This is a genomic window from Chryseobacterium aahli, from assembly GCF_022699665.1.
GTDB classification, from domain to species: domain Bacteria; phylum Bacteroidota; class Bacteroidia; order Flavobacteriales; family Weeksellaceae; genus Chryseobacterium; species Chryseobacterium aahli.
Map to the genome: position 1 here is coordinate 215227 of NZ_JALDNB010000002.1, position 25902 is coordinate 241128.

The 25902-nt window shown below is 34.7% G+C and carries 22 protein-coding genes and 1 tRNA gene; 6 read left to right on the top strand and 17 right to left on the bottom strand.

Going from position 1 to position 25902, the window contains the following annotated elements; genetic code table 11:
* Together MQX03_RS03305 and MQX03_RS03310 are read right to left on the bottom strand one after the other, a co-directional pair.
* The gene (locus tag MQX03_RS03305; RefSeq protein WP_229984955.1) at positions 1 to 813 is read right to left on the bottom strand and encodes a 2,3,4,5-tetrahydropyridine-2,6-dicarboxylate N-succinyltransferase; all 813 of its coding nucleotides are present in this window, start codon (positions 811 to 813) and stop codon (positions 1 to 3) included.
* Between the two features lie 128 nt (positions 814 to 941).
* A complete protein-coding gene (locus MQX03_RS03310; RefSeq protein ID WP_242801486.1) occupies positions 942 to 1514 on the bottom strand; it encodes a C40 family peptidase in 573 nt (190 codons plus the stop codon).
* Between the two features lie 154 nt (positions 1515 to 1668).
* Here MQX03_RS03310 and MQX03_RS03315 point away from each other — a divergent pair, with 154 nt between their 5' ends.
* Positions 1669 to 2319 (top strand): hypothetical protein, encoded by a 651-nt coding sequence (locus tag MQX03_RS03315; protein WP_242801488.1) that lies wholly within the window; start codon positions 1669 to 1671, stop codon positions 2317 to 2319.
* Positions 2320 to 2458: 139 nt separating this feature from the next.
* Here MQX03_RS03315 and MQX03_RS03320 read toward each other — a convergent pair whose 3' ends face one another.
* From MQX03_RS03320 to amaB, 12 genes are all read right to left on the bottom strand, one after another.
* Complete coding sequence (locus MQX03_RS03320; RefSeq protein WP_242801490.1) at positions 2459 to 2830, bottom strand: hypothetical protein; 372 nt, start codon at positions 2828 to 2830, stop codon at positions 2459 to 2461.
* A gap of 35 nt (positions 2831 to 2865) precedes the next feature.
* Positions 2866 to 2939: transfer RNA gene (locus MQX03_RS03325), tRNA-Ala, on the bottom strand.
* A gap of 157 nt (positions 2940 to 3096) precedes the next feature.
* Entirely contained in the window at positions 3097 to 3576 is a 480-nt protein-coding gene (locus MQX03_RS03330) for a MarR family winged helix-turn-helix transcriptional regulator (protein WP_242801492.1), read from the bottom strand.
* A gap of 2 nt (positions 3577 to 3578) precedes the next feature.
* Entirely contained in the window at positions 3579 to 4067 is a 489-nt protein-coding gene (locus MQX03_RS03335) for a GNAT family N-acetyltransferase (RefSeq protein WP_242801494.1), read from the bottom strand.
* 159 nt (positions 4068 to 4226) lie between these two features.
* Positions 4227 to 5639 carry an efflux transporter outer membrane subunit gene (locus tag MQX03_RS03340; RefSeq protein ID WP_242801496.1) on the bottom strand — a complete coding sequence of 471 codons (1413 nt, stop codon included), beginning with the start codon at positions 5637 to 5639 and terminating at the stop codon, positions 4227 to 4229.
* Positions 5640 to 5660: 21 nt separating this feature from the next.
* Positions 5661 to 8807 (bottom strand): efflux RND transporter permease subunit, encoded by a 3147-nt coding sequence (locus MQX03_RS03345; protein ID WP_242801498.1) that lies wholly within the window; start codon positions 8805 to 8807, stop codon positions 5661 to 5663.
* Positions 8807 to 9991, bottom strand: coding sequence for an efflux RND transporter periplasmic adaptor subunit (locus tag MQX03_RS03350; protein ID WP_129537149.1), 1185 nt, complete (start codon positions 9989 to 9991; stop codon positions 8807 to 8809). Before MQX03_RS03350 ends, MQX03_RS03345 begins: the two co-directional genes overlap by 1 nt.
* Position 9992: 1 nt before the next feature.
* Positions 9993 to 10457 carry a GbsR/MarR family transcriptional regulator gene (locus MQX03_RS03355; RefSeq protein WP_129537150.1) on the bottom strand — a complete coding sequence of 155 codons (465 nt, stop codon included), beginning with the start codon at positions 10455 to 10457 and terminating at the stop codon, positions 9993 to 9995.
* A gap of 203 nt (positions 10458 to 10660) precedes the next feature.
* Positions 10661 to 11179: a GNAT family N-acetyltransferase gene (locus tag MQX03_RS03360; RefSeq protein ID WP_242801501.1), complete on the bottom strand. Its 519-nt coding sequence runs from the start codon at positions 11177 to 11179 to the stop codon at positions 10661 to 10663.
* Between the two features lie 160 nt (positions 11180 to 11339).
* On the bottom strand, positions 11340 to 11570 hold the full coding sequence (locus tag MQX03_RS03365; RefSeq protein WP_129537152.1) for a DUF2007 domain-containing protein: 231 nt from the start codon (positions 11568 to 11570) through the stop codon (positions 11340 to 11342).
* A gap of 63 nt (positions 11571 to 11633) precedes the next feature.
* Positions 11634 to 12959 (bottom strand): L-lysine 6-transaminase, encoded by a 1326-nt coding sequence (lat, locus tag MQX03_RS03370; protein ID WP_242801504.1) that lies wholly within the window; start codon positions 12957 to 12959, stop codon positions 11634 to 11636.
* A 67-nt stretch (positions 12960 to 13026) separates the two neighbouring features.
* Entirely contained in the window at positions 13027 to 14577 is a 1551-nt protein-coding gene (gene amaB / locus MQX03_RS03375; protein ID WP_242801507.1) for an L-piperidine-6-carboxylate dehydrogenase, read from the bottom strand.
* 134 nt (positions 14578 to 14711) lie between these two features.
* On the opposite strand from amaB, the gene MQX03_RS03380 reads away from it, so the two are divergent.
* Positions 14712 to 14906 carry a hypothetical protein gene (locus MQX03_RS03380; protein ID WP_129537155.1) on the top strand — a complete coding sequence of 65 codons (195 nt, stop codon included), beginning with the start codon at positions 14712 to 14714 and terminating at the stop codon, positions 14904 to 14906.
* Between the two features lie 48 nt (positions 14907 to 14954).
* On the opposite strand, the gene MQX03_RS03385 is transcribed toward MQX03_RS03380, so the two are convergent.
* The 3 genes from MQX03_RS03385 to ccsA form a co-directional block, all read right to left on the bottom strand.
* Entirely contained in the window at positions 14955 to 15149 is a 195-nt protein-coding gene (locus tag MQX03_RS03385) for an Arc family DNA binding domain-containing protein (RefSeq protein WP_242801509.1), read from the bottom strand.
* Positions 15150 to 15325: 176 nt separating this feature from the next.
* Positions 15326 to 16192 carry an SPFH domain-containing protein gene (locus MQX03_RS03390; protein ID WP_242801511.1) on the bottom strand — a complete coding sequence of 289 codons (867 nt, stop codon included), beginning with the start codon at positions 16190 to 16192 and terminating at the stop codon, positions 15326 to 15328.
* Positions 16193 to 16559: 367 nt separating this feature from the next.
* Positions 16560 to 19883 (bottom strand): cytochrome c biogenesis protein, encoded by a 3324-nt coding sequence (gene ccsA / locus MQX03_RS03395; protein WP_242801513.1) that lies wholly within the window; start codon positions 19881 to 19883, stop codon positions 16560 to 16562.
* Between the two features lie 237 nt (positions 19884 to 20120).
* On the opposite strand from ccsA, the gene MQX03_RS03400 reads away from it, so the two are divergent.
* The 4 genes from MQX03_RS03400 to MQX03_RS03415 all read left to right on the top strand — a co-directional run bounded on the left by MQX03_RS03400 (position 20121) and on the right by MQX03_RS03415 (position 25802).
* Positions 20121 to 22649: an FtsK/SpoIIIE family DNA translocase gene (locus MQX03_RS03400; RefSeq protein WP_242801515.1), complete on the top strand. Its 2529-nt coding sequence runs from the start codon at positions 20121 to 20123 to the stop codon at positions 22647 to 22649.
* Positions 22650 to 22720: 71 nt separating this feature from the next.
* Complete coding sequence (locus tag MQX03_RS03405; RefSeq protein ID WP_242801517.1) at positions 22721 to 23368, top strand: LolA family protein; 648 nt, start codon at positions 22721 to 22723, stop codon at positions 23366 to 23368.
* A gap of 67 nt (positions 23369 to 23435) precedes the next feature.
* Positions 23436 to 24890, top strand: coding sequence for an LptF/LptG family permease (locus tag MQX03_RS03410; protein WP_129537159.1), 1455 nt, complete (start codon positions 23436 to 23438; stop codon positions 24888 to 24890).
* A gap of 117 nt (positions 24891 to 25007) precedes the next feature.
* Positions 25008 to 25802: a hypothetical protein gene (locus MQX03_RS03415; RefSeq protein WP_242801519.1), complete on the top strand. Its 795-nt coding sequence runs from the start codon at positions 25008 to 25010 to the stop codon at positions 25800 to 25802.
* Positions 25803 to 25902: the final 100 nt, after the last annotated feature.

The window sequence follows — 25902 nt, forward strand, 5'->3', positions numbered from 1 at the left end:
TTAAACCGCAACATTATTTTCTCTCAAAGCGTCATTCAATGACGTCTTTTTATCTGTAGATTCTTTTCTCTGACCGATGATCAAAGCACAAGGAACCTGAAATTCTCCCGCTGGATATTGTTTGGTATAACTTCCAGGAATTACCACTGAACGCGCAGGAACTCTCCCTTTGATTTCAATAGGTTCTGAACCTGTAACGTCGATAATTTTAGTTGAAGCGGTCAATACAACATTCGCTCCCAAAACTGCTTCCTTTTCAACATGAACACCTTCTACCACAATACATCTTGAACCAATAAAACAATCGTCTTCAATGATTACCGGTGCAGCCTGAAGTGGCTCTAAAACTCCGCCAATACCAACACCACCACTCAAGTGAACGTTTTTACCGATTTGTGCACAACTTCCAACCGTCGCCCAAGTATCAACCATCGTTCCTGAGTCTACATAAGCTCCGATATTCACATAAGAAGGCATTAAAATAACACCCGAAGCAATGAAAGAACCTTCTCTGGCAACAGCATGAGGAACAACTCTCACTCCTTTTTCAGCATAATTTCTCTTCAAAGGCATTTTATCATGAAATTCAAAAGGACCTACTTCAATAGTTTCCATTTTCTGGATTGGGAAATACATTACTACCGCTTTCTTTACCCATTCGTTGACCTGCCATCCGTTTTCTGTAGGTTCGGCAACACGAAGTTTTCCAGAATCTAAAAGAGAAATAACCTCTCTGATAGCTACTTTGCTGTCTTCATTTTGTAATAAATCTCTATTATCCCAAATATTTTCAATAGTTTGTTGTAACGACATGTTTTAAGTTTAAATCAGTTTAATAAATATGTCGCCAAATATACAAAAAAGTTCAGCAAAAGCCTTTCAAACTTATGATTTTGAAAACGAATTATTTAGAATTTCAGATACATTAAATTCATTGCCAATTACAAAACCCTTTGTGCATGAAGATAGGCTTTATTCCAGTATTTTTCGTTGAGAGACGAAATGATTACCCCTTTAGAAGTCGATGCGTGAATGAATTTTACTTCGCCATCATTTTCAATAGTATGAACAATGCCAACATGAGAAACTTTACTTCCACCCGCTGTTGCAAAAAATAAAAGATCGCCAGGTTTTGCTTCTTCCAAATCTATATTTTTTCCGGTGTTTGCCTGATCAGCTGATCTTCTGGGCAGCTTCAATCCATTTTCGTCAAACACTTTTGTGGTCAAGCCCGAACAGTCAAAACCCGAAGATGTATTTCCTCCAAATTTATAAGGCGTTCCTAAATATCTTTCAGCATCTTTTAAAATACTTTTCATCGAACCGGAAAGTTTACCATCAAATTTTGAATCTAATTTTCTTAGGCTTTCTGATTTTGAAACCTTTGAGCTCGATGAGTTTTTTGATTTCGAGACAGCTTTCGAACTTCCGCATGAAATGATGATCGTTGCCGAAATTGACAGAATAGCAAACTGTCTTAAAACTTCGTTATATCGTATTGATTTTAAATTCATATCTAATTGATTTTTAATCTACTTCATTACTTAATACAAATATAAATATAAAAATTTAATTATACTATAACTATACTACAACTATACTATAATTATATGTTAAAATTATAAAAATTAAAAATAATTAGTATATTTGAGGTTCAATATTGATCGCATGGCAACGTATGAAAGCATTTTAAAAATTAACGGAACGGTAGGAGATTTGGTTTTTTATAATCTGAATGGTAAAAATGTCGTTCGGAAGAAAAGTGGCTTTAATAAAAATGCTTTTAAGAAAAGCACATCGTACGAAAAAGTTCGTCAGAACAGTTCAGAATTTGGTCATTGCTCTAAGATCGGTAAAGTTTTCAGGCAATGTCTGGAGTCCTATATTAAAGAATGTGATGACGCCCTACTCTATCAGAAGTTTGCAAAGCTCATGACTGAGATTAAAGACTTAGACAGTATTTCAGAAAAAGGGAAAAGAACTGTGAAAAACGGAATTGCTACAGATGCAGGCATGCAGATGCTAAAAGACTTTCAATTTGGAATTATTCCAAGTCTTGGAAATTCAGTATCAATATCTGCGGGATTATGGGATTACAGCTTGGTTTTAGATAAAAATATCACTGTTGATGAAATCATTGTTGAAACTTTAAAAATAGATTTTGAAGAATACAAGTCGGAACATTTTAAAGAAATTATTTCTACCGAAAAACCGCTTAATGAATATTTTTTTTTAAAACACTTCTCGGAGGATGATGTGCGATTCCACTTTGTAGTTTTGAAAAAAGATGATGAAATTATTAAGATGGGATTTCTTTAAATTGAATTTTAAAATAGATAATCGATTTTTTCTCGCAAATTGAGCTGATTCAGCAGATTTTTAGGATGAATATATAACTTGGAAACACAAAAAAACCTGTAAACAAAGTTTACAGGTTTTCAATAGTATAATTTAGAAATTATTTATTCTTTTCTCCAATCCAAGCACCGCTTCTTGTTGGCGTTGGTACTGCATTTGTCCAGTTCCCGCTCCCTTTTTTATCAGGCGTTAAAGTTCCTGAAAACTGACCGTCAGACGGCAAACCAAGTTCTGCTGTCAATTGTCCTGAATCGTCTAAATGACCTGAGATATTATAGTTTTCGTTATTGACCTCAGAATGCATTGTGCCTTTAACATTACCATCGTCAGAAACCACAAAATTCCACACTCCTTTATCGCTCCCTGTGTATGTCCCAGACCAAGTTCCGATGTAATCATAGATTGTTTCGTCATCAGCTGTACATCCGATTAATGAAAAAGTAGTCACTAAAAGTAAAAAAAGTTTCTTCATAGCTTTTAATATGGTTTGATAAAGTTTTGTTTAAGTGGAGAATACGGGAGTCGAACCCGTTACCTCTACACTGCCAGTGTAGCGCTCTAGCCAAATGAGCTAATTCCCCGTCATCTTTGCGCTTTTCACACGAAGCGGTACAAAAGTAAGTAATTAAACCATATTTGCAAATAATTTGTTAAATTTTATTTAAGAAAATGCTTTAATCTAAAGACAATTTCAATTTTCTAAAAATTCTTTAAAGAAATGATAAAAATTAAAAAGAGCTATTTCGTATTTTTCATTTGTATTGCTCGCTGCAAAAATGATTGCGCCGCCAATTTTTCTTCTGCTTCTTCTATTGCCCTGAGCAAATGATTGTTATTGTCTGCAATTTCACCTAAAATCGTAGAAATTAATTCCCAAACAGGCTGCATTTTTTCAATTAAATCTAAACCTTTTGGGGATAATTCAATCAAACGTTTACGCTCATCCGATTTATCTTTTTTAGAAATGATCATTTTTTGCTTTTCAAGTTCTTTTAACAAACTGATGGTCGAAGGATGGCTGTATCCGATTTCATTGGCGATTTCTACAACACTCAATATTTTTTTATGATGTAATGTGAAAATTACGGGAAACCATTTTGGCTCAAAATCGATTCCGAATTCTCTATAAAGTAATGCTCCGTCTTTGCGCAACTGTTCACTGAGTCTTTGTAATCTTGTCGATAAGGCTAAAATACCTGATTCGTTGATGACATTCATAATTAAGATTTTAAATCGAGGAAACAAAAGACATTATCAGCATTCATCAAAGGAAATTTTGATGGCAGTTTTTCCTTTTCGATAATCGAGAAATGATTCTTTTCGTAGAAACGTAATGCTGCTTGTAATATAGATACCGTTCCTAAATAAACTTCATCAATACTATTTTTACGACAGTATGTAATAAGTATTTCTAACAATTTTTGGGCAATGCTGTATTCCTTTCCTCTAAATTCTTTTTTGACAAACATTTTCCTGATTGCCGCAGCTTTTTCATCAAACTTGACCAAAGCGATTGTTCCCACAAGCTCACCATTAATGAAGGCACCCCAAAAATTCCCTCCAGGTGCTATATAAAATTCATCAATATGAAGAAGATCTGGTTGGTCGTTAATAGTAATGGGAACATTAAATTCTTTCTGCTGAATATTCAAAATTAAATCAATAACTGATTCTGAATATTGGTTGTCGATCTGTTGAATTTTTAACATAAAATTTATTTATGTACAAAACTACGTAGTTAACTACATATATACAAGTGAAATTTAAAAATAATCATAAAAAAACGTATGCTAAAAACAGCATACGTTCAATTTATTTTGATTCATTAGTCTAATACTAATGCTCCATTTATTTATTTATTTATTTATTTATTTCCAACCACCACCTAAGGCTCTGTATAAATCTACTGCGGCTTTCATTTTACTGTATTGTGCATTAGAAATGTTCAGCTCGGCATTCAGCGAGTTTACATTGGCGTTTAATACTTCAAGATAGTTAGCCATCCCGTAGTTCACCAATTCCTGAGAATATTCTACCGAATTTTTGTAAGCATTCAATTCTTTTGTTTTTAAATCAATAAAAGAATCCTGTACAGAAAATACTCTGATGGCATCAGAAACTTCTTTTCCGGCGGTAAGAACTGTTTTTCTAAAGTTTAGATAAGCCGTTTCTTTATTTGCAAGACTTACTTCGTAATTGGTTTTTATTTGTCTTTTGTTTAAAATAGGTTGAGCTAAACCTCCGATTAAACTTCCAAAAAGCGAGTTAACACTGAACAAATGATCAATATCCACTGACTGTAATCCACCGCTTCCTGTCAATTTTAATGTAGGATAAAACTGTGCTTTTGCAGAATTTGTTAATTCAAATGCATTCATCAGATTAAATTCTGCCTGCATCACATCCGGACGGTTTGCCAATAAATTGGCTGGATAACCCAATGCAAAGTTTGCTGGAAGTGTTTGGCTCTCTAAAGTTGACCTTTCAATCGCTTGTGAAGGTTCACCCATCAAAAGACTCATCGTGTTTTCTAATTGTTGAATTTGAGTATCGATATCGATTAACAAAGACTGTGCATTATAAACCAAGGCTTGGCTTTGTTGAACAGCAACTTCCGTTAAAGTTCCTGCTACTTTTAAAGCTTTTGTAGTTTCAAGATTATTCTCACGGATTTTTATCGTCTCCTGAATGATTTTTTTCTGATCATCTAAAGTCAGTAGTTGATAATAACTTGAAGCAATTGAAGAAACTAAATCACTTTTCACAGCCTGATGTGCTGCAACATTTCCTAAATACGTTGCCAACTGAGCTTTTTCCTGAGCTTTCAATTTTCCCCATAGATCAGCTTCCCAAGCGATGCTTCCGGTAATGTCAAACTGGTTGACATATCTTCTCTCTCCGATGATCTGCCCAAACTGAGTGTTCAAAGACTGAGTCTGAAAAGTATAACCAGGACCAACGGTTAATGTCGGTTGATAAGCAGCTTTACTTTGTCTCAAATACGCTTCTGCAGAAGTAATGTTCTGCAGAGCGATTCTTATATCTAAATTGTTTTCTAAAGCTTTAGAAATATGCTTTTGAAGAATAGGATCGGTAAATATTTCTTTCCAGGAAACATTTGCCGTGCTTGTACTATCCTGTGGAAGCATATCTGTACGGAAGAGTTTCTCATCTACTACAGCTGCAGGTCTTTCATACTCCTTTCGTACATGGCAAGAAGTAATAATAAGAGCGGTAAGCACTGAAAAAGCAGTTCCTTTTATTATTGATAAATTTTTCATTATTTAAATCTTAAAGATTTCTTATTCAGCTAAATTGATGTCTTCGTGCTTGATTGGTTTGATTTTCTCCTGTAAAGTCTGGAAAACCACGTACAACACTGGAATTACAAAAACTCCTAGGATCGTACCTATCAATAGTCCAATCGAAGCACCTGTTGCAATTGATCGGTTACCGACTGCACCAATTCCGCTTGCGAGAACCAATGGTAATAAACCGAAGATAAAGGCTAATGACGTCATCAAAATCGGTCTCAATCTAGCCTTAGCTGCATTAATTGCCGACTCTACAATTGTTTCACCATGATGTCTTCTCTGAACAGCAAATTCGATAATCAAAATCGCATTTTTCGCCAACAATCCTACTAACATAATTAATGCAATCTGGAAGTAAATGTTGTTTTCAAGTCCCATAATTTTCTGTCCGAAATAAGCGCCCATTACCCCAAGTGGAAGCGAAATTACCACAACCAAAGGCAAAATGTAACTTTCGTACTGAGCAGAAAGAATGAAATAAACGAATACTAAACTCAAAGCAAAGATCAATAATGTCTGAGATCCTGAACTTAATTCTTCTCTTGTAAGACCTGTAAATTCAACATCATAATTCTGATCCAAGGTTTCTTTTGCAACCTCCTGAACCGCAGTAATCGCATCACCAGAACTGAACCCGGCTTTGTTTGCTCCTGTAATTTTTACCGAAGTAAACAAGTTATAACGACCAACAGATTGTGGACCGTAGGTTTTTGTCAACGTTACAAACTGTGAAATTGGTGACATTTCTCCTGAACTTGTCTTCACGTAATATTGGTTAAGATCTTCTGCACTCACTCTGTTTTCAGGAAGTGCCTGAATCATTACTCTGAACTGTTTTCCGTATTTGGTAAAGTCAGCACCGTAAATTCCACCGATATATCCCTGCATCGTAGCTAAAATATCATTCACAGAAACTCCTTTTTGTTTAGCTAAAGGAACATTGATCTCCATCATGTACTGCGGATATTTTGTATTGAATGAAGTCTGAGCAAACTCAATTTCCGGTCTTTTCATTAAGTTTCCGATGAATTCGTTGGTTTTAGCATCCAATTCAGCAAAGTCACCTCCCGATTTATCTAGAAGCACCATCTCAAAACCTGCACTGTTACCGAATCCTGGTACACTTGGCGGCTGGAAGAATACTACTTTCGCATCCGGCACTTTTCCTGCCAGACCAAATAATCGTTTCGAAATTTCTTCTGATGATAATCCATCACCTTTTCTATCGTCAAAAGGTTTTAATTTAACGAAAGCAAGACCATTATTACTACCGTTTCCTGAAAGCAAACCTCTACCTGTAGAAATAGTAACGTTCTGAATTCCAGGAATTTTAAGGGCATCTTTTTGTAAAGTTTTAAGAACATTATACGTTCTTTCCATAGAAGCTCCCGGAGGAAGCTGCACATCGGTAAAGATAATTCCTCTGTCTTCTGTAGGTACGAAACCTTTTTTCATACTTCCATTAGCCCAATAGATAATTCCACAAGTGCCCACAAGAATTAGTAAGGTCACCCACTTATGTTTAATTAAGAAATTGAATCCTCTTCCATAACGATCGGTTGCAGTTTTAAATCCAATATTAAATTTATAAAAGAACTTCTGAATGAAATTTTTATTTTTATAATCTTCGTGATGATCTTCGTGTGGTTTTAAGAATAATGAACATAAAACCGGACTCAACGTCAATGCATTTACAGCTGAAATAATGATAGCAATAATTAGCGTAATACCAAACTGCTGATAAAATACACCGGTTGGACCTGTAATAAATGTTACTGGAATAAATACAGCTGCCATTACCAAAGTAATCGAGATAATCGCTCCTGTAATTTCATCCATTGCTTCAACGGTTGCTTTCTTAGCATTCGAAATACCGTTTTCCATCTTGGCGTGTACAGCCTCGACGACGACAATCGCATCATCGACCACAATACCGATCGCAAGTACCAATGCGAAAAGCGTTAAAAGGTTTAATGAATATCCAAATAAATTCAGAAAAAAGAAGGTACCCACGATCGAAACCGGAACCGCAATCGCCGGAATCAAAGTTGATCTGAAATCTTGTAAGAAAATATATACCACAATAAATACCAAGATAAATGCTTCAATCAAAGTATGAATTACTTTTTCAATCGATGCATCCAAAAACTCATTAGTATCGAAGTTGAAAGTATATTTTACGCCTTCAGGATATGAACCTTCATTTTCTTTAAGCTGTTTCTTAATGTTTTCAATAATCTCCTGAGCATTTGATCCCGGAGTCTGGAAAACTCCCATACTGATGGAAGGGTTGTCGCCATTTTCACCAACTCCCGAATAGGAAAGACCTCCCAACTCTACTTTAGCAACATCTTTCAGCATTAAATTCTGGCCATCCGGAAGAGATTTAATGATAATGTCATCGTACTGCTCCTTTTCGCTAAATTTTCCGACATATTTAATGATATATTCAAAAGAACTTCCGCTGTTTTGCCCCAAAGAACCTGCAGCAGCTTCTCTACTCTGATCATTGATCGCAGTTGTAACTTCAGTTGGTGTAATTCCATACGCTGCCAATTTAGCAGGATCTAGCCAAACTCTCATTGAGTAGTTTTTTCCACCAAAAACGTTGGCTTCACCTACTCCATTGATCCTTTGAAGATTTGGGATAACGTTGATATTCAAAAAGTTTTGAAGATATACATCATCAATATTTTTATTCTCAGAATAGAAAGAAAGGTACATCAATGCACTCGTCTGCTGTTTTTGAGTTACTACACCCGCTCTTGTCACTTCACTTGGAAGTAATGGGGATGCTCTTGCTACACGGTTTTGTACGTTTACTGCAGCAATATCTGCGTCAACTCCCTGTTTAAAAAACACCTGAATCTGAGCCGAACCGTCGTTACCTGCTGTAGAAGTAATATAATCCATTCCTTCAACACCGTTGATCTGTTCCTCCAAAGGAACAACCACACTTTTCATTACGGTTTCAGCGTTGGCTCCGGTATAGTTTGCTCTCACACTCACTGTTGCGGGTGCAATGTCTGGATACTGTGTAACCGGAAGCGCTGTAAGTCCCAAAACCCCGAGAATAACGATCAGGATAGAGATTACAGTGGATAAAACCGGTCTGTTAATAAAGTTCTTTATCATTAGAATTTCGGTTTTACTGATTGTACAAGACTATCCATGCTAACCTTTTTAGGTTTTACAGCAGTTCCAGGCTTAATGTTTCCTGTACCTGCTGCAATAATGACTTCACCTTTTTTAAGCCCGGATTTTATTAAAGCTAAATTGTCAATTCTTTCGATTACTTCAACAACGGTATTTCTTGCGGTGTCTTTTTCAACTTTATAAACGTAAACAATACCTTGCTGTTCGTAAGTTGCACTTTCTGGAACCACCAAAACGTTGTCAAATGTTTTAGGGAATCTTATCGTTCCGCTATTTCCGTTGCTTAAAAGTTTCTGTGCATTTTTGAATGCAACTCTGAACTGAATCGTTCCGGTTGTTGCATCGATAGAACCTGTAATGGCCTCTATTCTTCCTTTTTCAGGATATAAACTTCCGTTTGCTAACTGTAACTCAACCATTGGAAGATTTTTAATTTTTTCAGGAACACTTGCTCCGACAGATTTTTCAAGGAAATCGAAATATTCTTTTTCATTCATTGAAAAATAGGCAAATACTTCTGAAGTATCTGAAATCGTCGTTAGTGCCATTTGGTCTGTTGGTCCTACTAAACTTCCTACTTTTAAAGGTAATTTACCGATCACACCAGATATAGGCGCACGAATAATTGAATAATCAACATTAGCAGCTGCTCCTTTGTAATTGGCATTGGCTTGTTGTCTTGCAGCGATTGCCTGCTGAACCTGAGCCTGAGCTTGAGAAAGATTAGCTTGTGCAGTTTGAAGCTGAATATTGCTGATAATATTTTTTTCAACCAAAGGTTTCAACTTGTTTACTTCGACCTGTGCTGCATTTACGGCTGCCTGAGCTGCTGCGATATTCGATTGTGCGGCACCTACTCCTGCTTTCGCTGCTGCCGCAGTTTCATTTAAAGTATTGGTTTCCAGACGGAATAAAGGCTGTCCTTTTGTAACGTATTGCCCTTCATCTACCAAAACCTGAGTGATATAACCCGAAATTTTGGCTCTCACGTCATTGTTTACTCTACCCTGAATACTTGCAGGGAAAATATCGTATCCCGTTATATTTTTATTTTCTACCGATATTACAGGAAATGGTTTGGGACCATCCTGTTTCGGAGCTTCTTTTTTGCAAGCAGTCAGAGAAAATGCTGCTACAGAAAATAGTATAAGCTTGTTTGTCATTTTATAGTTTATTAAGTGATTCCTGAATATTTACGATATTTTTATTTAAAAGAGATTTGTAGACTTCCATTTTATCTTCAAAATCCTTGTCATCTACTTTCTTTAATTTTCTGAATTTCCGAAGGGCTTCTATCAGGTTGAGCTCGTCCTGCATTTTCTGAACAATCTTTTCAAACCTCACTTTTTTGTACTCGGTGTTGGTGTAAAAATATCTTCTTCGCTCATCTATTTTATTTACATCAATAATCAATTGAGCATTGAGCAGCAATTTGATATTGGTGGAAACCGAACTTTTGCTTGCTGAAAAAACATCTACAAATTCATCAAAAGTAATTCCTACCTTTTCAAAATCGAAAATAAGATAGGAATAGATTTTAGAAGCCAATGGAGGAAGATTAAACATCGTGCTGCAAAACTTTACTGCATCCTGAAAAATCTTCTCGTCAATTTCTATACTTTTATTCATAGGTAGAAATTATTTGTTAGTAATAGCTCTGTAATGTTAAAAATATTTCAGTTGATCTGAAAATCACTAACTACAATTCATAGCATATTAATCTGAACAAAAGTAAAACTTAGTTCGGAACTAAACGAACAAACTCAATAGAGTTTATGAATATATAGTTTCTTAAAGAATCAATCGAAACAGATTTAACCTTTTGAAGTTTTTTAAATCAATACTTTTTCGAATGCTTTTCTCATCCCGGAATTCAAAAGAACTTCACCACAATAAATATACCCTTTATTTTCTAAAATCTTGAGCATTGCGTAGTTGTCAAAATTGGTATCGACCTTTATGCTGTGAACATTTTGATACTTTACATAGTCTTCAATGACATCGAAAAGCTTTTTAGCAAGACCTTGTCCTGCAAACTTTTCAGAGACTGCAACTCTATGAATCACAACGAATTCTCCATTGGTAAGCCAAGCTCCATCTATAGTACTGTAGGCTGGTTCATCATTAAAAATCAAGGCAACATATACGGCAATCTCATCATTTACCGTAAGTACAAATCCGAAATTTTTAGCGATATCACTTTCAACTGTTTGCTCATTTGGATAACCATTTTGCCATTGTGTGCTGCCGTCAATTCTTCTTCGTTCAATAGATTGTTGAATGATTTCCCAGATGATATCTTTATCTGAAGTTTCTGCTTTCCTGAATTTGATGGTATTATTTTGAGTCATTGAGTTTGTTTTTTTAAGATTTAAAAATTTTTATGTGTAATGATTTATTATTTGATAATCAATAATTACATTTTTTAAAATTTAACAAAAAAAACCGAAAACTAATTTGAATTAATTTTCGGTTCCGAAGTAGTAAAATTTAAAATTATGAAATTGATTTTTATTGATTCTGATTTTGTTGAAGATAAGCATCAATCACATCAAATGCTTTTTTCTCATCTTGCAAATCTACCATTACCTTCAGCGATGTCGCAGTAGGCGTTGTTGTGAAAGTAAGATAATTATTTTCTACGGCATTGGTAATTTGCGCATCCTCTAATTTAGACTTGATCAACTGAATTTCTGAAGGTTTATCACTTTCAAAAACTGATACTCTCGTGTTACGTTCCATATAATATACATTTTGAGTATCTAAATATAGGATGTTTTTTTTACAATTCCAAATTTTGAAATTTTAAATTTTATTAATATTGCTCTCAATTTTGTCTAAAGCAATCTGAATTTCTTCTTTTGTAACATTCAAATGCGGTCTGAAACGTATTGACTGATCGCCACATGAAAGTATGATTAATCCTTCTTCAAATAAGATATCTCTCAAATCATTTCTTTGTTCTTGTGTCGGCAAATCAATGGCACACATCAACCCTCTTCCTCTTGCATTAGAAATTTTCTCAGGATATTTTTGAGCTAAGTTTTGTAAGCCTTCTAATAAATAGTCACCAACAATTCTTGCATTTTCAACTAAATTTTCTTTTTCGATCACTTCCATTACCAATTGGAAACGCAGCATATCAATAAAGTTACCTCCAAAAGTCGAATTGATTCTTGAGCTTTCTCTGAAAACATTATTTGGAACTTCATCAAATTTTTCTCTGTTGGCTAAAACTCCGCAAACCTGAGTTTTTTTACCAAAAGCAATAATATCCGGTCTTACGCTGAAATGTTCAAAAGACCACATTTTTCCTGTAATTCCGATTCCTGTTTGTACTTCGTCAAAGATTAATAAAACTTCGTGCTCGTCACACAATTTTCTTAATTCAACAAAAAACTCATCTCTGAAATGGTTGTCGCCACCTTCAGCCTGGATTGGTTCGATGATAATGCACGCAACTTTGTCAGGATTTGATAAAATAGCTTCACCAATATTTAATAATGCTAATCTTTCATTATTGATGGTTTCCTCAAGATTTTCTTCTGTAATCGGGAAAGTCAGTTTCGGATTTAGAATTCTTGGCCATTCAAACATTGGGAAATACTGATATTTTCTGGGGTCTGAAGTATTTGTTAAACTCAAAGTATAACCGCTTCTTCCGTGAAATGCCTGTCTAAAATGAATACAAATTCCGGCTTCAATATCAAGACCTTTGTCGAAATTTTTTCTTGTTTTCCAATCAAAACATGCTTTCATCGCATTCTCAACACCCATTGCTCCACCTTCAATGAAAAATGCATATTGAAGTTCTTCCGGTATAACCACTCTTTCGAAAGTCTCCAAAAAGTCTGCATATTCTTTAGAATAAACGTCTGCCAAAGTAGGTTTATTGATGGCCATTTTGCCTAACCATTCAGATCTTTCAACAAGATAAGGATGATTATAACCGATCGAAGCCGAACCGAACATTGAAAACATATCCAGATAATTTTTACCTGTAAGTGAATCATGAATCCAAGATCCATGAGAATTTTCTATGTCCATGACAAAATCAAAACCGTCTGCCAGAACGTGTTTTCCAACGATTTCTTTTACTTTATTTATTTTTGTTTCTAATGTATTGTCCATATTTTTAAATGAGTAATTGGTAATAAGCAGTGAGTAATTTAAATATCAAAACTCAGCTTTAAAATATTTATAAATCAAATTTAATTCCCTGAGCTAATGGAAGACTTGCCGTGTAATTAATCGTATTGGTCTGTCTTCTCATATAGTATTTCCAGACATCAGAACCAGATTCTCTACCGCCACCAGTTTCTTTTTCACCACCAAAAGCTCCGCCAATTTCAGCACCTGAAGTTCCAATGTTAACGTTGGCAATTCCACAGTCTGAACCAGCCTGAGAAAGAAATAATTCTGCTTCTCTCAAGTTCTGCGTCATAATTGCAGAAGATAATCCCTGAGGAACATCATTCTGAATTTCAATAGCTTCTTCTAAGGTTTTGTATTTAATTAAATATAAAATTGGTGCAAAAGTTTCGTGCTGTACGATTTCAAAAGAATTTTCAACTTCAGCGATACATGGCTTTACGTAGCATCCCGATTCGTAATCTTTCCCTTTCAAAACTCCACCTTCCACAACAAATTTTCCGCCTTCCTGAATACAGTTTTCAATCGCTAATTCGTATTGATTCACTGCGTGAACGTCGATAAGCGGTCCAACGTGCATGTTTTCATCTAAAGGATTTCCAATTTTTAATTGCCCGTAAGCTTTTACCAAACGGTTTTTCACTTCATCATAAACATCTTCGTGAATAATCAATCTTCTTGTTGAAGTACATCTTTGTCCTGCAGTTCCTACCGCTCCAAAAACAGCTCCAATGATTGACATATCCAGATCTGCATCTTTTGAGATGATGATGGCATTGTTTCCACCCAATTCTAAGATTGATTTTCCGAATCTTTCAGCTACTTTAGATGAAACCATTCTTCCCACTTTGGTTGAACCTGTAAATGAAATTAATGATACTCGTTTGTCATCAACTAATTTTTGTCCGATCTCGTGATCTGAAACCAAAACACTCGAAATACCTTCTGGAAGATTGTTTTCTTTTAGAACTTCCATCATGATATTCTGACAAGCAATTGCACAGAAAGGAGTTTTTTCTGATGGTTTCCAGATGGTAACGTTCCCGCAAATCCAAGCTAAAGCAGTATTCCAAGCCCAAACAGCCACCGGAAAGTTGAAAGCGGTAATCACACCCACAATTCCAAGTGGATGATATTGTTCGTACATTCTGTGACCTGGTCTTTCTGAATGCATGGTGTACCCGTGAAGCTGTCTTGAAAGACCTACCGCAAAATCGCAGATGTCGATCATTTCCTGAACTTCACCAAGACCTTCCTGTAAAGATTTTCCCATTTCGTAAGAAACGAGTTTCCCCAAATCGTCTTTATATTCTCTTAATTTCTGACCCAATTGTCTTACAAACTCTCCTCTCTTAGGAGCAGGGATCATTCTGAATTCTTTGAAAGCTTGCTGTGCAGTTTCAATTACTTTGTCGTAATCTTTCTCTGCTGAAGTTTTTATTTTTCCGATTAATCTTCCGTCTGACGGTGAATAACTTTCGATTGTTTTCCCGGAAGCGAAAAATTTACCTCCCATAGAGGTTCCCTTATTTTCATCTTTTATTCCGAGATTTTTTAAAGATTTTTCAATTCCGAAATCTTTGATTTTTTTTGACATAAATGTTACTTTTCGTTTTGCCTAAGATAAAAAGAATATTGGGAATGGTAAAATTTTTATGATTTAACATTATTTTTATTTGGAATCATTATAAACATATTTATCTTTGCAGGATAATTTACACACTTTCAGGAATGGAAACCAATAAATCTGTACAAGAACCTGATGAAGAGAAAAAATCTAGATGGAAGAAAATGCTGAAGAAATTCGGGATTGGCGGAATTATTTTTTTTACGGTAAAAGGAATTATCACTTCTACACTGATTTATTTTCTTGGTAAAAACTTCTGGACCATCATCAGTGGTTATTTTACAGGAATTTTTCAATAAAAAAAGCAAAGAATCTCTTCTCTGCTTTTTATTTTAATTAAACTTATTCTATTCTTTTTTCTTCCTCCCGGAATTGACTAAACTTTGATTGAGCAAATATTCTATTTGTCCGTTTACACTTCTGAACTCATCATTTGCCCATTTTTCAAGTAACTTATAAGTAGACTCATCAATCCTGATGACAAAAGATTTTTTGCTTTTTGCCTGGGTTTCTGACGAGTTTTTTGGGTTCTGAGATTTCATTTTTAGCAGATTTAAAAACTAATTATTTTAACGCAAAGTTCGCAAAGATTTTTTTTACTACTAACTGCTTTTAAGTTCGCAAAGGCGTTTCACTTAGCGAAGAGCACAAAGATCTTTCAATTGTGTTGGCAAAATTAAATTCATTAAAATAAATTTTCCCAATAATTAATTAAACCTTAATTATACAAAGTTCCTGCATTTAAAATCGGTTGTGCTGCTTTTTCACCACAAAGAACGACCATCAAGTTACTTACCATCGCCGCTTTTCTTTCGTCATCCAGTTCAACGATATTTTCTTCTGAAAGTTTCTTTAAAGCTAAATCTACCATTCCCACGGCTCCTTCTACAATTTTAGTTCTGGCTGCAACAATTGCTGTAGCTTGTTGTCTCTGAAGCATTGCACCTGCAATCTCCGATGCATAGGCCAAATGAGAAATTCTCGCTTCCTGAATGATAATTCCTGCTTTTGAAAGTCGGTCGGTTAATTCTTGTTCAAGAATAGAGTTGATTTTTTCACCACCTTCTCTTAAAGTAATTGGTGCATGGTCGTCTTCCAGATTATCATAAGGAAAACTCATGGCCAAATGACGAACGGCAGCCTCACTCTGCATTTTTACAAAATCTGAATATCTTTCAACGTCAAAAGCTGCTTTGTAAGTATCTCCTACTTTCCAAACCATTACGACACCAATTTCAATGGGATTTCCCATTTTGTCGTTTACTTTTAATGTTTGCCCTTGGAGGTTTTCAGAGCGCAGAGACATTTTCTGTGATGAATACAAAGGGTTGATAAAAAATAATCCGTTGTCTTTTACCGAACCAACATATTTTCCAAAGAAATTCAAAACTCTTGAATGGTTTGGTTGAATAATCATCAAGCCTTTCATAAAGAAACAGCTCAACAGAAAACATGCAATTGCTAAAATAACAAATGTGATATTTTCGTCAACTCCGGTAACAAAAAGGTAGCCTGAAGCTCCCAATAATACTAAACAAATAACGAGGGCAAGATAGCCTGACATAGGTTTTAAAACTTTTTCCATGATCTTTTATTTTCAAAGTGATATTAATTTGATATCATAAAGATATGTATAAGTTTTGAATTTTTAGTAATTGATATTTTATTTTTTATTTAATTTTCTTTTGTCTTGAAACAAAAGAAACAAAAATTCAAGACTTGGAAACTTCCGCTAAAAATTAAAACTTAATCCTAAAATCCCCAAAACTTGCGCGAATTCTATATAAGTTCTTCGTTTGAAGATGTATCTCGCGCTTCGAACAGTGGGGATTTTTTAACGGATTAAGTTTTAATTTTTTTAACGCTCCAATTTCCTAAGTCCTAAAATTTAACAATAAAAAACTCCCGAAAAATTAATTTTTCGGGAGTTTTAAATGTCATATATATAATATTTACTTTTTCTTTAAAGCAACAAATTTAAAGTAAGATACTAATGCTAAAGTAAACATGGCTGCTAAGCCGATATATACCCAAGCCGGAATTGGAACAGGATCTCCTGCTGCATAAGAGTGAAGCCCGCTTAAATAATAATTTACTCCGAAATATGTCATTACCATAGAACAGAAAGCAAACATTGTTGCTACGCTGAATGCCCATCTGCTTCTCAATCCCGGAACCAATCTCATATGTAAAACAAATGCATACACCATAATTGAGATAAATGCCCAAGTTTCTTTTGGATCCCAGCTCCAGTATCTTCCCCAAGATTCATTGGCCCAGATTCCACCTAAGAAGTTCCCTACTGTTAATGCAAAAAGTCCGATTGTTAAAGACATTTCAGAAACAATTGCCAATTCTTTTAATGTAGAATCATTATGCAATTGGAACTGTTTTTTATCTGTAATTATATAGAATATCAGTGTAATTACTGCAATAATCATCGACAATGCAAAGAAACCGTAGCTCGATACAATAATGGCAACATGCACAACTAACCAATAAGATTTAAGAACTGGTGCCAATGGTGTAATCTGCGGGTTAAGTGCTACTGCCCCATGAGCAAAGCCCATCATAATTACCGCAACCATAAATCCTGCCGCAGGAATTAATGCATTAGAATGGTTTTTAGTTAACAATTTCTTTTCAGAATCTTGTTTTTTCAATTTTGGATTTCCGAATCCGAAATAGAACATCATCCCTGCAGAAACTCCTATCCATGAAATGAAAATGATTGCTTCGTAGCCGTTACTCCAAGGAGCGTGGCCAGAAATATACCATCTTGCAACAAGTCCTAAAAAGTGAACAATGTAACCTACAAGTCCAATATAAATAATTCCTTTGATAATTTTGTTAAGAATTTTGGTAGGTTTAAATAATTCCACAAAACCTAAAACGAATACTAAACTACCAATTATAGTATAGAAAATTAACAAGAAAAAGTTGATGTTTGCTTTATTGATAAAAACTTCTAAATCAACCTTCTCTTTTGCGGGAACGACCGCTTTACCCCACTTCTGCTGATAGTCTGACAATTTTTTTAATTCAGCATCTGCTTTGCTCCAATCTCCTGTTTTCTGAGCCTGAAGCGCTTCTGCGAAATATGGTCCCATTACTTTCTGAGATTCCATATCCGGTTCCATTTTCTGGTCAAGCCAAGAATGCCAAGTATGATTCGGGTCATTTTTCACAGGAACGATCCTCATGAATTGTCCGCTGAAAAACTCATTGAAAATCTGAACTTTTTCGTTTAATTTAATAACCTCTTTGTCATACTCCGACTGTAATGCCGGTTTTTTACGGAATGCTGTGTTATATTCTTCATCTAAAATATAAGTTAGATTTCCGTTAGCATCCGATGGAAATAAATTCATCAAAGTTGTATACCCATCTTCATTTGCCTTTACGCGTTTTAAAAGTGCTTTCCCTCCTTTCGCATCTACTTTTATAAGAGGAACCATCGTCCAGCTTGGTGTATCTGTATTAATTGACAAAAACCATTGTTCAGCTGTCAAATATTTTCCGTCAGTCCCTTTAAATTTATCTTTTTGGTAAAGTTTTCTTAAAATATCTAAAGCCTGTGTATTAATTGGAACAATTCTCCCCTCGTAATTCTGCACCAAAAGATAGCCAAACTTGTCTGCGTGCTCTTTACTAATTTTATTTCTCGAAATAATCTCATCCGGCGAGATTATTTTCATCTTCGTCAAAGGAGAAGCTAAAGAATTCTGTTGATTTACTTGTGGCTGAGCTGCTTGAGGAGCTACTTCATGGGTATGACCATCTCCTTCTTTGTGTACATGGGTGCCACTTCCGTCGTCTGTTCCATGCATTTCAATTTTCTGAGCGCTTAACGTTAAGCTCAAGAATAATAAAACAACTGTTGTTGCTCTTTTCTTATTAATGTCTTTCAGCATTTTATTAAGTTTCCAGAAATGTGTTCCTTTCCAGAAAAACATCACAAACATACCTCCAAATAGGAATGTATAACCAATATAAGAGATTAAAGTTCCCCAGTAATCGTGGTTTACAGAAAGCAAAGTTCCCATTCTATCCGGCGTATAGCTTGCCTGGAAAAAACGATAACCTTTATAGTCAAGGATATTATTCATGTAAATTTTATAGGGTGTCTGTTTTCCTTCGTCAATTACTTTTACGTGACTTTCATATGCACTGGGAGATGAACTTCCGGGGTAAGTTTCCATCACGAAATCATCCAATTTAATAGCAAAAGGTGTGTTGTAAATTTTAGGACCGAAACCCACCATAATATTCAATCCATCCATTGTTACTTGCTTGTAAGCATTAGGATTTCCTCTTTCTACAGAAAGTTCTACGATTTGTTTTGTTTTCGGACCTTGAAGTTCGATAGTCATTGCATCGGGAACGTTCTGGTCTTTCTTTTTATCTCCTTCAAAAGCTATTAATTTTCCTTTTCTAAGAGGTTCAGGAACAACTAATTTTAATTCATTAATATTATATAAACTTCTCAAAACCAAAGGCTGAAACTGATCTTTTACAGTAGTTCCTGTAGCCTGAGTTGCCATTGTCATATAGTTGGCATCAACAGGAGTTTTAATAAAAATCTGTCCGTTTTCTTTTTTAAATTCAACTGCACCATCAATAGCTCTGTTGAACGTTACCAAAGTTCCGTTGATTGATTTTGTTTCTCCGGATTTGATGTAAATGTTCTGTCTTCCTGTTTCAGCTGTAGAAACTAAGTGAAGATATTCGGCACCGTTTTGATCAACAACTAAACTGTCCTTTTTTCTTTGAACATAATCCAAAGTTTTCACTTTAATTTCCTGTCCGTGGAAATCATAAGTTGCTTTAAAGTCTTTGTGTAATGGTGACATTAGATAAGGAACATCCTGATAATTCAGTACATCACCTTTATTTTCAATCTGAATTTTAAAGAAATGTTTGTCTGTTACAATTTCGTTTGAAGTTTCACCCTCTCTAATGGTCATTTGCCCTTCAAAACTGATGTATCTTGTAATGGCACCACCGATAAAAATTAAAATAAAAGAAAGGTGGAAAACCAAAACCGGCCATTTTTCTCTTTTCCAAAGACGATATCGTGCAATGTTTCCGATGAAATTCAAAATAAGAAGAACCATAATCAGTTCAAACCATTTAGCTTCATAAATTAAAGCTTTTGCAGCAGGTGTTCCGTAGTCGTTTTCAAGGAACGTCGCATAAGCCATAGAAAATGCGTAAACCAGTAATAGCACTGCCATTGTTCTGGTTGAAATAAGAATATCTTGGATCTTCTTCATGATTTTTTTTTACTAGACATGCAAAAATAAGGATGATAAAACGAAAGGGAGAGAAAAAAAGCTGTTTTTTGTCATTAGAACCCCATGAAACCGTTATTTTGAATCATTCTTAATAGTTTTAAATTCTTTGTTGAAAATCTAAAATATCTGTGAATCAGTCCAGAAATAAGACTTTGTTTTGATGAAAAAAAACAGAGACAATATTAAAAAAACACTAAATTTGCCGAGATTGACATTATGGAAAAGAAAACACAAAAACCACAGAGCGAGTCGCCTGAAAAAGGCAAAATTTTATCGAAGCCACGCATCTTTTTCGGATTAACTTTTATTGTTTTTTCGGGAGTTCTAGCACTTTCTTTCATTTCATATTTAATGAATTGGAAATCAGATCAAAGCCAATCCGGAACGATGCTCGACAAAAGCATACAATCTTCCAATATTTTTGGGAAATTGGGCGACTGGCTGGGCAATATTTTTATATTTGAAAGCATTGGTATTGCATCATTTATTGTTGCATTCCTTTTTGTGGTTTTCGGGACAATGATTCTGAAGAAAAAAATCTTCAAACCTTGGATGACTTTCGGACATTCTTTATTTTTTATCTGTTGGCTTCCCATCTTCTTCGGAGCGATTACAAAAGGTCAGGGAAATGCCGGAGTTTTAAGCGGAGTTTACGGTTACCAAATAATGGATTCTTTAAATGCAATCATTGGAAGTGTGGGTCTTTGGCTGGTTTTGGTGGTGAGTATTGCTTTATATTTTATTCTTGAATTTAATCTTCGTCCAAGTTCAATCAAATCAAAATTTAACGAAATCAATGAAAATACGATTGGCAGAGTAAAATCGATGATGCCAAATTCAAGTGAAAATTTTGAAGCAGATGAAGAGTTAGAAAGCGAAATTCAGGATTCTCCATCAAATGTTACTGTAACTGATGTTTCCGGCAATGTTAAAATGCAAGAAACTGCAAAACCTGCGAAAGTTTCTAACGAAATTCAGCCTTCTGTGAATGTAGAAACCATCGTAACGCCTAATCAGACTTCATTTGAGGAAATCAAAAAAGATTCTTCATCAACCGTAAGTTTAGATTTAAATACAAAACCTGTAATTCCTGTTGCAAGACCTGAAGAAGCTTTTGATATGAAACCGTCAACTCCTTCAACCGACGGAATTAAATTTAATGTAGAAGTTGCTCCTGCTGTTGAGATTTTAACTGATGCTGAAATGCATTCAAACGATTTGGTGGAAAAACACGGTTTGTATGATCACCGTTTGGATTTGCCTAAATTTCAGATGCCGACTTTAGATCTTCTGAAAGATTATGGAAATGAAGAAATATCAGTTAATAAGGAAGAATTAGAAGAAAATAAAAATAAAATTGTTGGATTATTAAAGAACTTCAACGTTGGAATTGCTGAAATTAAAGCGACGATCGGACCAACAGTTACTCTATACGAAATTGTACCTGAGGCGGGAATCAGAGTTTCTGCGATTAAAAAACTTCAGGATGATATTGCTTTGAATCTTTCCGCTTTAGGAATCAGAATTATCGCGCCAATGCCAGGAAAAGGAACGATCGGAATTGAAGTTCCGAGAAAAAATCCTACGATGGTTTCTATGCGTTCTGTAATTGCTTCGCAAAAATTCCAGAATACAGATATGGATCTTCCGGTTGTGTTTGGAAAAACGATTTCCAATGAAGTTTTCATGGCCGATTTATCAAAAATGCCTCACCTTTTGATGGCTGGTTCTACGGGTCAGGGAAAATCGGTTGGTATTAATGCAATTTTGACTTCCCTACTTTACAAGAAACATCCAAGTGAATTGAAATTCGTGATGGTAGATCCTAAAAAAGTAGAACTTTCTTTATATTCTAAAATTGAAAGACATTATTTGGCAAAACTTCCGGATTCAGATGATGCAATTATTACTGACACTCACAAAGTGATCAATACGTTGAATTCCCTTTGTGTAGAGATGGATCAGCGTTATGATTTGCTTAAAAATGCTTTCTGTAAAAACTTAAAAGAATACAACAAAAAATTCAGCGAAAGAAAATTAAATCCTGAAAACGGACATCGATATTTACCTTACATCGTTTTGGTTGTCGATGAGTTTGCAGATTTGATTATGACCGCCGGAAAAGAAGTTGAACTTCCTATCGCAAGATTGGCACAGCTGGCAAGAGCAGTCGGAATTCACTTGATAGTTGCAACTCAAAGACCTTCTGTAAATGTAATTACGGGTATGATTAAGGCTAATTTCCCTGCAAGAGCGGCATTTAGAGTAATTTCGAGCGTCGACTCAAGAACGATTCTTGATTCTCCGGGTGCAGATCAGCTGATCGGAAAAGGTGATATGCTTTATTTTAACGGTAATGAAATTTTAAGACTTCAATGTGCTTTTATTGATACCCCAGAAGTTGAAAGACTTGCAGAATTCATCGGGGAACAAAAAGGGTATGCTTCAGCTTTCATGCTTCCGGAATATGTGAGTGAAGGAGCAGCAAACTCTGTAGGAGCATTTGATCCGAATGAAAAAGATCAATTATTTGATGAAGCGGCGAGAATTATTGTTTCAACGCAACAAGGTTCTACTTCAATGCTTCAGAGACAATTGAAATTAGGTTATAACAGAGCAGGAAGAATTATGGATCAGTTGGAATCAAGTGGCATCGTTGGCGGATTTAATGGGGCTAAAGCAAGAGAGGTTCTGATCAGTGACCTGAATTCTTTGGAACAGTTTTTGGAAGACCTGCGAAATTAAAAACAGATAAACATATTTTAACTTTTGTTAGTTGAAAGGGTCTAAGTAGTAGAAAATTTAGAAAAAGAAACATGAAAAAAATAATATCAAAAATAGTATTTGGAAGTTTTGTAGTAGGAAGTATTGCTTTTGTTCAGGCTCAGAAAATTGATGCTAAAGCAAAAAAAATATTAGATGATGTGACTGCAAATTACAAATCTAAAAAGAATTCTTATTTCAAATTTGCTTTTGGAAGCGGTGTAAACGGTGTTGTAAGTAAAAACGAACCTGGAATTTATTACACAGCCGGAGAAAAATATAAATTGAAAATTATGGAAACCGAACAGATTTTCGATGGAAGCAAAATTTACAACATCAATACGGAAGATAAAGAAGTGACCGTAGCAAAGCCCAATGAAAGTTCTACAATGTTCTCTCCAATTAATTATTTGACATCTTACAGAAATGATTACAATGTTGCGTATAGCGGTAAAAAAACGGTGGATGGTGTAAGTGCAGATTTCATCACATTAACTCCGATAAAAGCTAACGGATTAAAATCAATCTACATTTTTATTGATGGTGCAAAAAAGCAAATGCTTAAGCTCGAACAGCACGGAAATAATAAAGATATTGCGGTAATTTCAATTAAAGAATACAAAGAAAACCAGCAATTAGATCCTAATATGTTTGTTTTTGATAAGAATAAATTCAAAAATTATCTTGTTACCGAATTATAATTCTAAATATATATTAAAATTTAAAGTCACAAAGGAAACTTTGTGGCTTTTTCATTAATTTTGGCGAATGTTTAAAATATTAGACCGATACATCATTAAAACCTTTTTTGGTCCGTTCTTATTTATATTCAGTGTTTTGTTTTTCATTTTTATTGTAAACATTATCTGGATTCAGCTTGGGCAATTCATGGGAAAAGGTCTTACCACGTTTCAGATCATGAAGCTTCTTTTTTATCTGGGAGTGAATGTGGTAAGTATGGTTTTACCTTTGACGATACTTCTGGCAAGCATTATGTCTTTTGGTGAATTTGGAGAGCGCTACGAATTAGCTGCCATGAAAGCTGCCGGAATTTCATTGACGAGAGTAATGATGCCGCTTTTAGGGGTTGTGACTTTATTGGCAATCCTACTCTATCTCTTTTCCAGTAATATAATTCCCGATTTTCAGAGAAAGGCTAGAAATATGCTTTTCAATATTGCACAGACCAAACCTGCATTGAATTTCACACCGGGTCAGTTTATAGATCAGATTCCGGGATACATGGTGAAATTTGATAAAATTGAAGGTGAAGATGGGCGTGATCTTGAAGGAATTTTCATTCATAAAAAAGCAAGTACATTCGAAAATCAACAATCAATCGTTGCAGAAAAAGGAAAATTTGTAACACCTCCGAATAAAAATTATCTGCAGTTGGTTTTATTTAACGGTTACGTTTTTGAAGACAGCTATGCCGGAAAAGCAGAAAATGTAAGATTAAAACAACCTGATCAGGCTATAAAATTTGATACGCTGGTTTCTCATTTTGATGTCAGTGAAATCATCAACAAAGCAATTGAACAAGAGAAAATTACTGAAGATTTCCGTTTTCAGTCGTTTGAAGAATTATTTGGCACGATTAGTAAAACCAAAAAAGACAATGCTAAATTGGTCAGCAATATCAGTACAGAAGTAATATCTCAAACAAGCTCTGTAGTGAGTTATATGGATAAAAACAAGTCGAAAGCTCCTGTGAAATCTCAGTATAAATTTGATACTATTAAAAAAGACAAAAAGCTTGAGATGATTTATAATGCGCACAGCAGATTAGATAATTTAAAAACGTCATTAGATTCAAAAAGTCAGGAACTTAATCCGAGTGTCAAGTACTTTAATAAAGTTGTGATTTATCAACAGAGAATGATTACTTATTCATTTACGTGTATTATTTTCTTTATGATTGGGGCAAGTTTGGGATCAATCATCCGGAAAGGAGGGATGGGTGTTCCCGTTATTGTGGCGATTGTAATCTTTATTATATTTTATGTAATTAATGTTGGTTTTGAAAACATAGCATGGTCCGGAAAAATGAGTCCATATTTGGCGGCTTGGCTTCCCAACATGATTTTGTTTCCTTTTGGAGTTTTGATGACGTATAAAGCACTCACAGATTCTCAATTGTTTGATTCTGAAAAATACAAAGCGTTCTTCAAGCCTATTACGAAGCTTTTTGTAAAGGATAAAGAACATAAAAGATATCAGTAATATCAGATCCGGAGCTTGTCTCCGGATTTTTTTGGTTTAAACTGAAAAATTATTTTAAAATATTAAATTCTCGAAAAAAAACCTCATATTTATCAACTAATTTAAATGAAATTAATAATGAAAAAAGTTTTACTGTTTGGCTTGTTCAGTTTGATGACATCAAGCATTTATGCACAAGAAGAAAATACCGATTACGAACTAAAAGCCGATGAAAAATATGGCTACGTTATCGATAAAAACGGAAAGAAAATTGAAGGAATCGTAAGATTGGCAGGAAGCGATATGAGTCCGTGGGTCAATCAGAAAAAAGTAAAATTTATTGCAACCGCGGATATCGACAAATCTAAGAAAAAGCAGAAGTTTAAAACAATGGATTCTGATGATTTGAAAGAATATGTTGCCTACGACGATAGCAATAACGAAAGACATTTTGAAGTTGTAAAATATACCAATACCAAAGAAGGTTTCAACACAGCAACCGGCGGATTAAGTGGAAACATCAAAGCATTTAATAATCTTACCAAAAGCAATCAGTTTGCAGAAGTTGTGACAGATGGTAAAATAAAGGTTTATAAATTATACGGTTACCCTACCACTTTCTCAGCCGGACAAAGTCAAATCGACAAAGCTGACCAGGAAACTGAAAGAATGAGAAAAAATCCTTCTTTTATTTACACCAAAAAAGGAAGCAAGTTGAAAGAACTGGATCTTAAAGAATCAAAAATCATCACCGCAGACTGTAGTTATGTAAAAGGAAAAATTGCAAGCGGCTCTTATGCTTCTCTTAAAAATGATGAGAAAAAAAGATCGGGTTTAGGGAGATTAATCAAAAGTCAGATTGATGATGTGATGTCTAATGTTCCTCAGATTGTAGATGAAGTAATTTTAGATTATAACGAAAACTGTAAATAGTTTTTTTCAAATAGAAATTGAGCAACTGCTTTTGCGGTTGCTTTTTATTTTAAATCAAGTTGGCAACGAACAGTTTTTTTTTCACAGTTAAAATGATATT

What these genes read in the sequence shown, in the direction of transcription:
- MQX03_RS03305 (WP_229984955.1), bottom strand. Translation starts at nt 813, where the DNA reads ATGTCGTTACAACAAACTATTGAAAATATTTGGGATAATAGAGATTTA.
- MQX03_RS03310 (WP_242801486.1), bottom strand. Translation starts at nt 1,514, where the DNA reads ATGAATTTAAAATCAATACGATATAACGAAGTTTTAAGACAGTTTGCT.
- MQX03_RS03315 (WP_242801488.1), top strand. Translation starts at nt 1,669, where the DNA reads ATGGCAACGTATGAAAGCATTTTAAAAATTAACGGAACGGTAGGAGAT.
- MQX03_RS03320 (WP_242801490.1), bottom strand. Translation starts at nt 2,830, where the DNA reads ATGAAGAAACTTTTTTTACTTTTAGTGACTACTTTTTCATTAATCGGA.
- MQX03_RS03330 (WP_242801492.1), bottom strand. Translation starts at nt 3,576, where the DNA reads ATGAATGTCATCAACGAATCAGGTATTTTAGCCTTATCGACAAGATTA.
- MQX03_RS03335 (WP_242801494.1), bottom strand. Translation starts at nt 4,067, where the DNA reads ATGTTAAAAATTCAACAGATCGACAACCAATATTCAGAATCAGTTATT.
- MQX03_RS03340 (WP_242801496.1), bottom strand. Translation starts at nt 5,639, where the DNA reads ATGAAAAATTTATCAATAATAAAAGGAACTGCTTTTTCAGTGCTTACC.
- MQX03_RS03345 (WP_242801498.1), bottom strand. Translation starts at nt 8,807, where the DNA reads ATGATAAAGAACTTTATTAACAGACCGGTTTTATCCACTGTAATCTCT.
- MQX03_RS03350 (WP_129537149.1), bottom strand. Translation starts at nt 9,991, where the DNA reads ATGACAAACAAGCTTATACTATTTTCTGTAGCAGCATTTTCTCTGACT.
- MQX03_RS03355 (WP_129537150.1), bottom strand. Translation starts at nt 10,457, where the DNA reads ATGAATAAAAGTATAGAAATTGACGAGAAGATTTTTCAGGATGCAGTA.
- MQX03_RS03360 (WP_242801501.1), bottom strand. Translation starts at nt 11,179, where the DNA reads ATGACTCAAAATAATACCATCAAATTCAGGAAAGCAGAAACTTCAGAT.
- MQX03_RS03365 (WP_129537152.1), bottom strand. Translation starts at nt 11,570, where the DNA reads ATGGAACGTAACACGAGAGTATCAGTTTTTGAAAGTGATAAACCTTCA.
- lat (WP_242801504.1), bottom strand. Translation starts at nt 12,959, where the DNA reads ATGGACAATACATTAGAAACAAAAATAAATAAAGTAAAAGAAATCGTT.
- amaB (WP_242801507.1), bottom strand. Translation starts at nt 14,577, where the DNA reads ATGTCAAAAAAAATCAAAGATTTCGGAATTGAAAAATCTTTAAAAAAT.
- MQX03_RS03380 (WP_129537155.1), top strand. Translation starts at nt 14,712, where the DNA reads ATGGAAACCAATAAATCTGTACAAGAACCTGATGAAGAGAAAAAATCT.
- MQX03_RS03385 (WP_242801509.1), bottom strand. Translation starts at nt 15,149, where the DNA reads ATGAAATCTCAGAACCCAAAAAACTCGTCAGAAACCCAGGCAAAAAGC.
- MQX03_RS03390 (WP_242801511.1), bottom strand. Translation starts at nt 16,192, where the DNA reads ATGGAAAAAGTTTTAAAACCTATGTCAGGCTATCTTGCCCTCGTTATT.
- ccsA (WP_242801513.1), bottom strand. Translation starts at nt 19,883, where the DNA reads ATGAAGAAGATCCAAGATATTCTTATTTCAACCAGAACAATGGCAGTG.
- MQX03_RS03400 (WP_242801515.1), top strand. Translation starts at nt 20,121, where the DNA reads ATGGAAAAGAAAACACAAAAACCACAGAGCGAGTCGCCTGAAAAAGGC.
- MQX03_RS03405 (WP_242801517.1), top strand. Translation starts at nt 22,721, where the DNA reads ATGAAAAAAATAATATCAAAAATAGTATTTGGAAGTTTTGTAGTAGGA.
- MQX03_RS03410 (WP_129537159.1), top strand. Translation starts at nt 23,436, where the DNA reads ATGTTTAAAATATTAGACCGATACATCATTAAAACCTTTTTTGGTCCG.
- MQX03_RS03415 (WP_242801519.1), top strand. Translation starts at nt 25,008, where the DNA reads ATGAAAAAAGTTTTACTGTTTGGCTTGTTCAGTTTGATGACATCAAGC.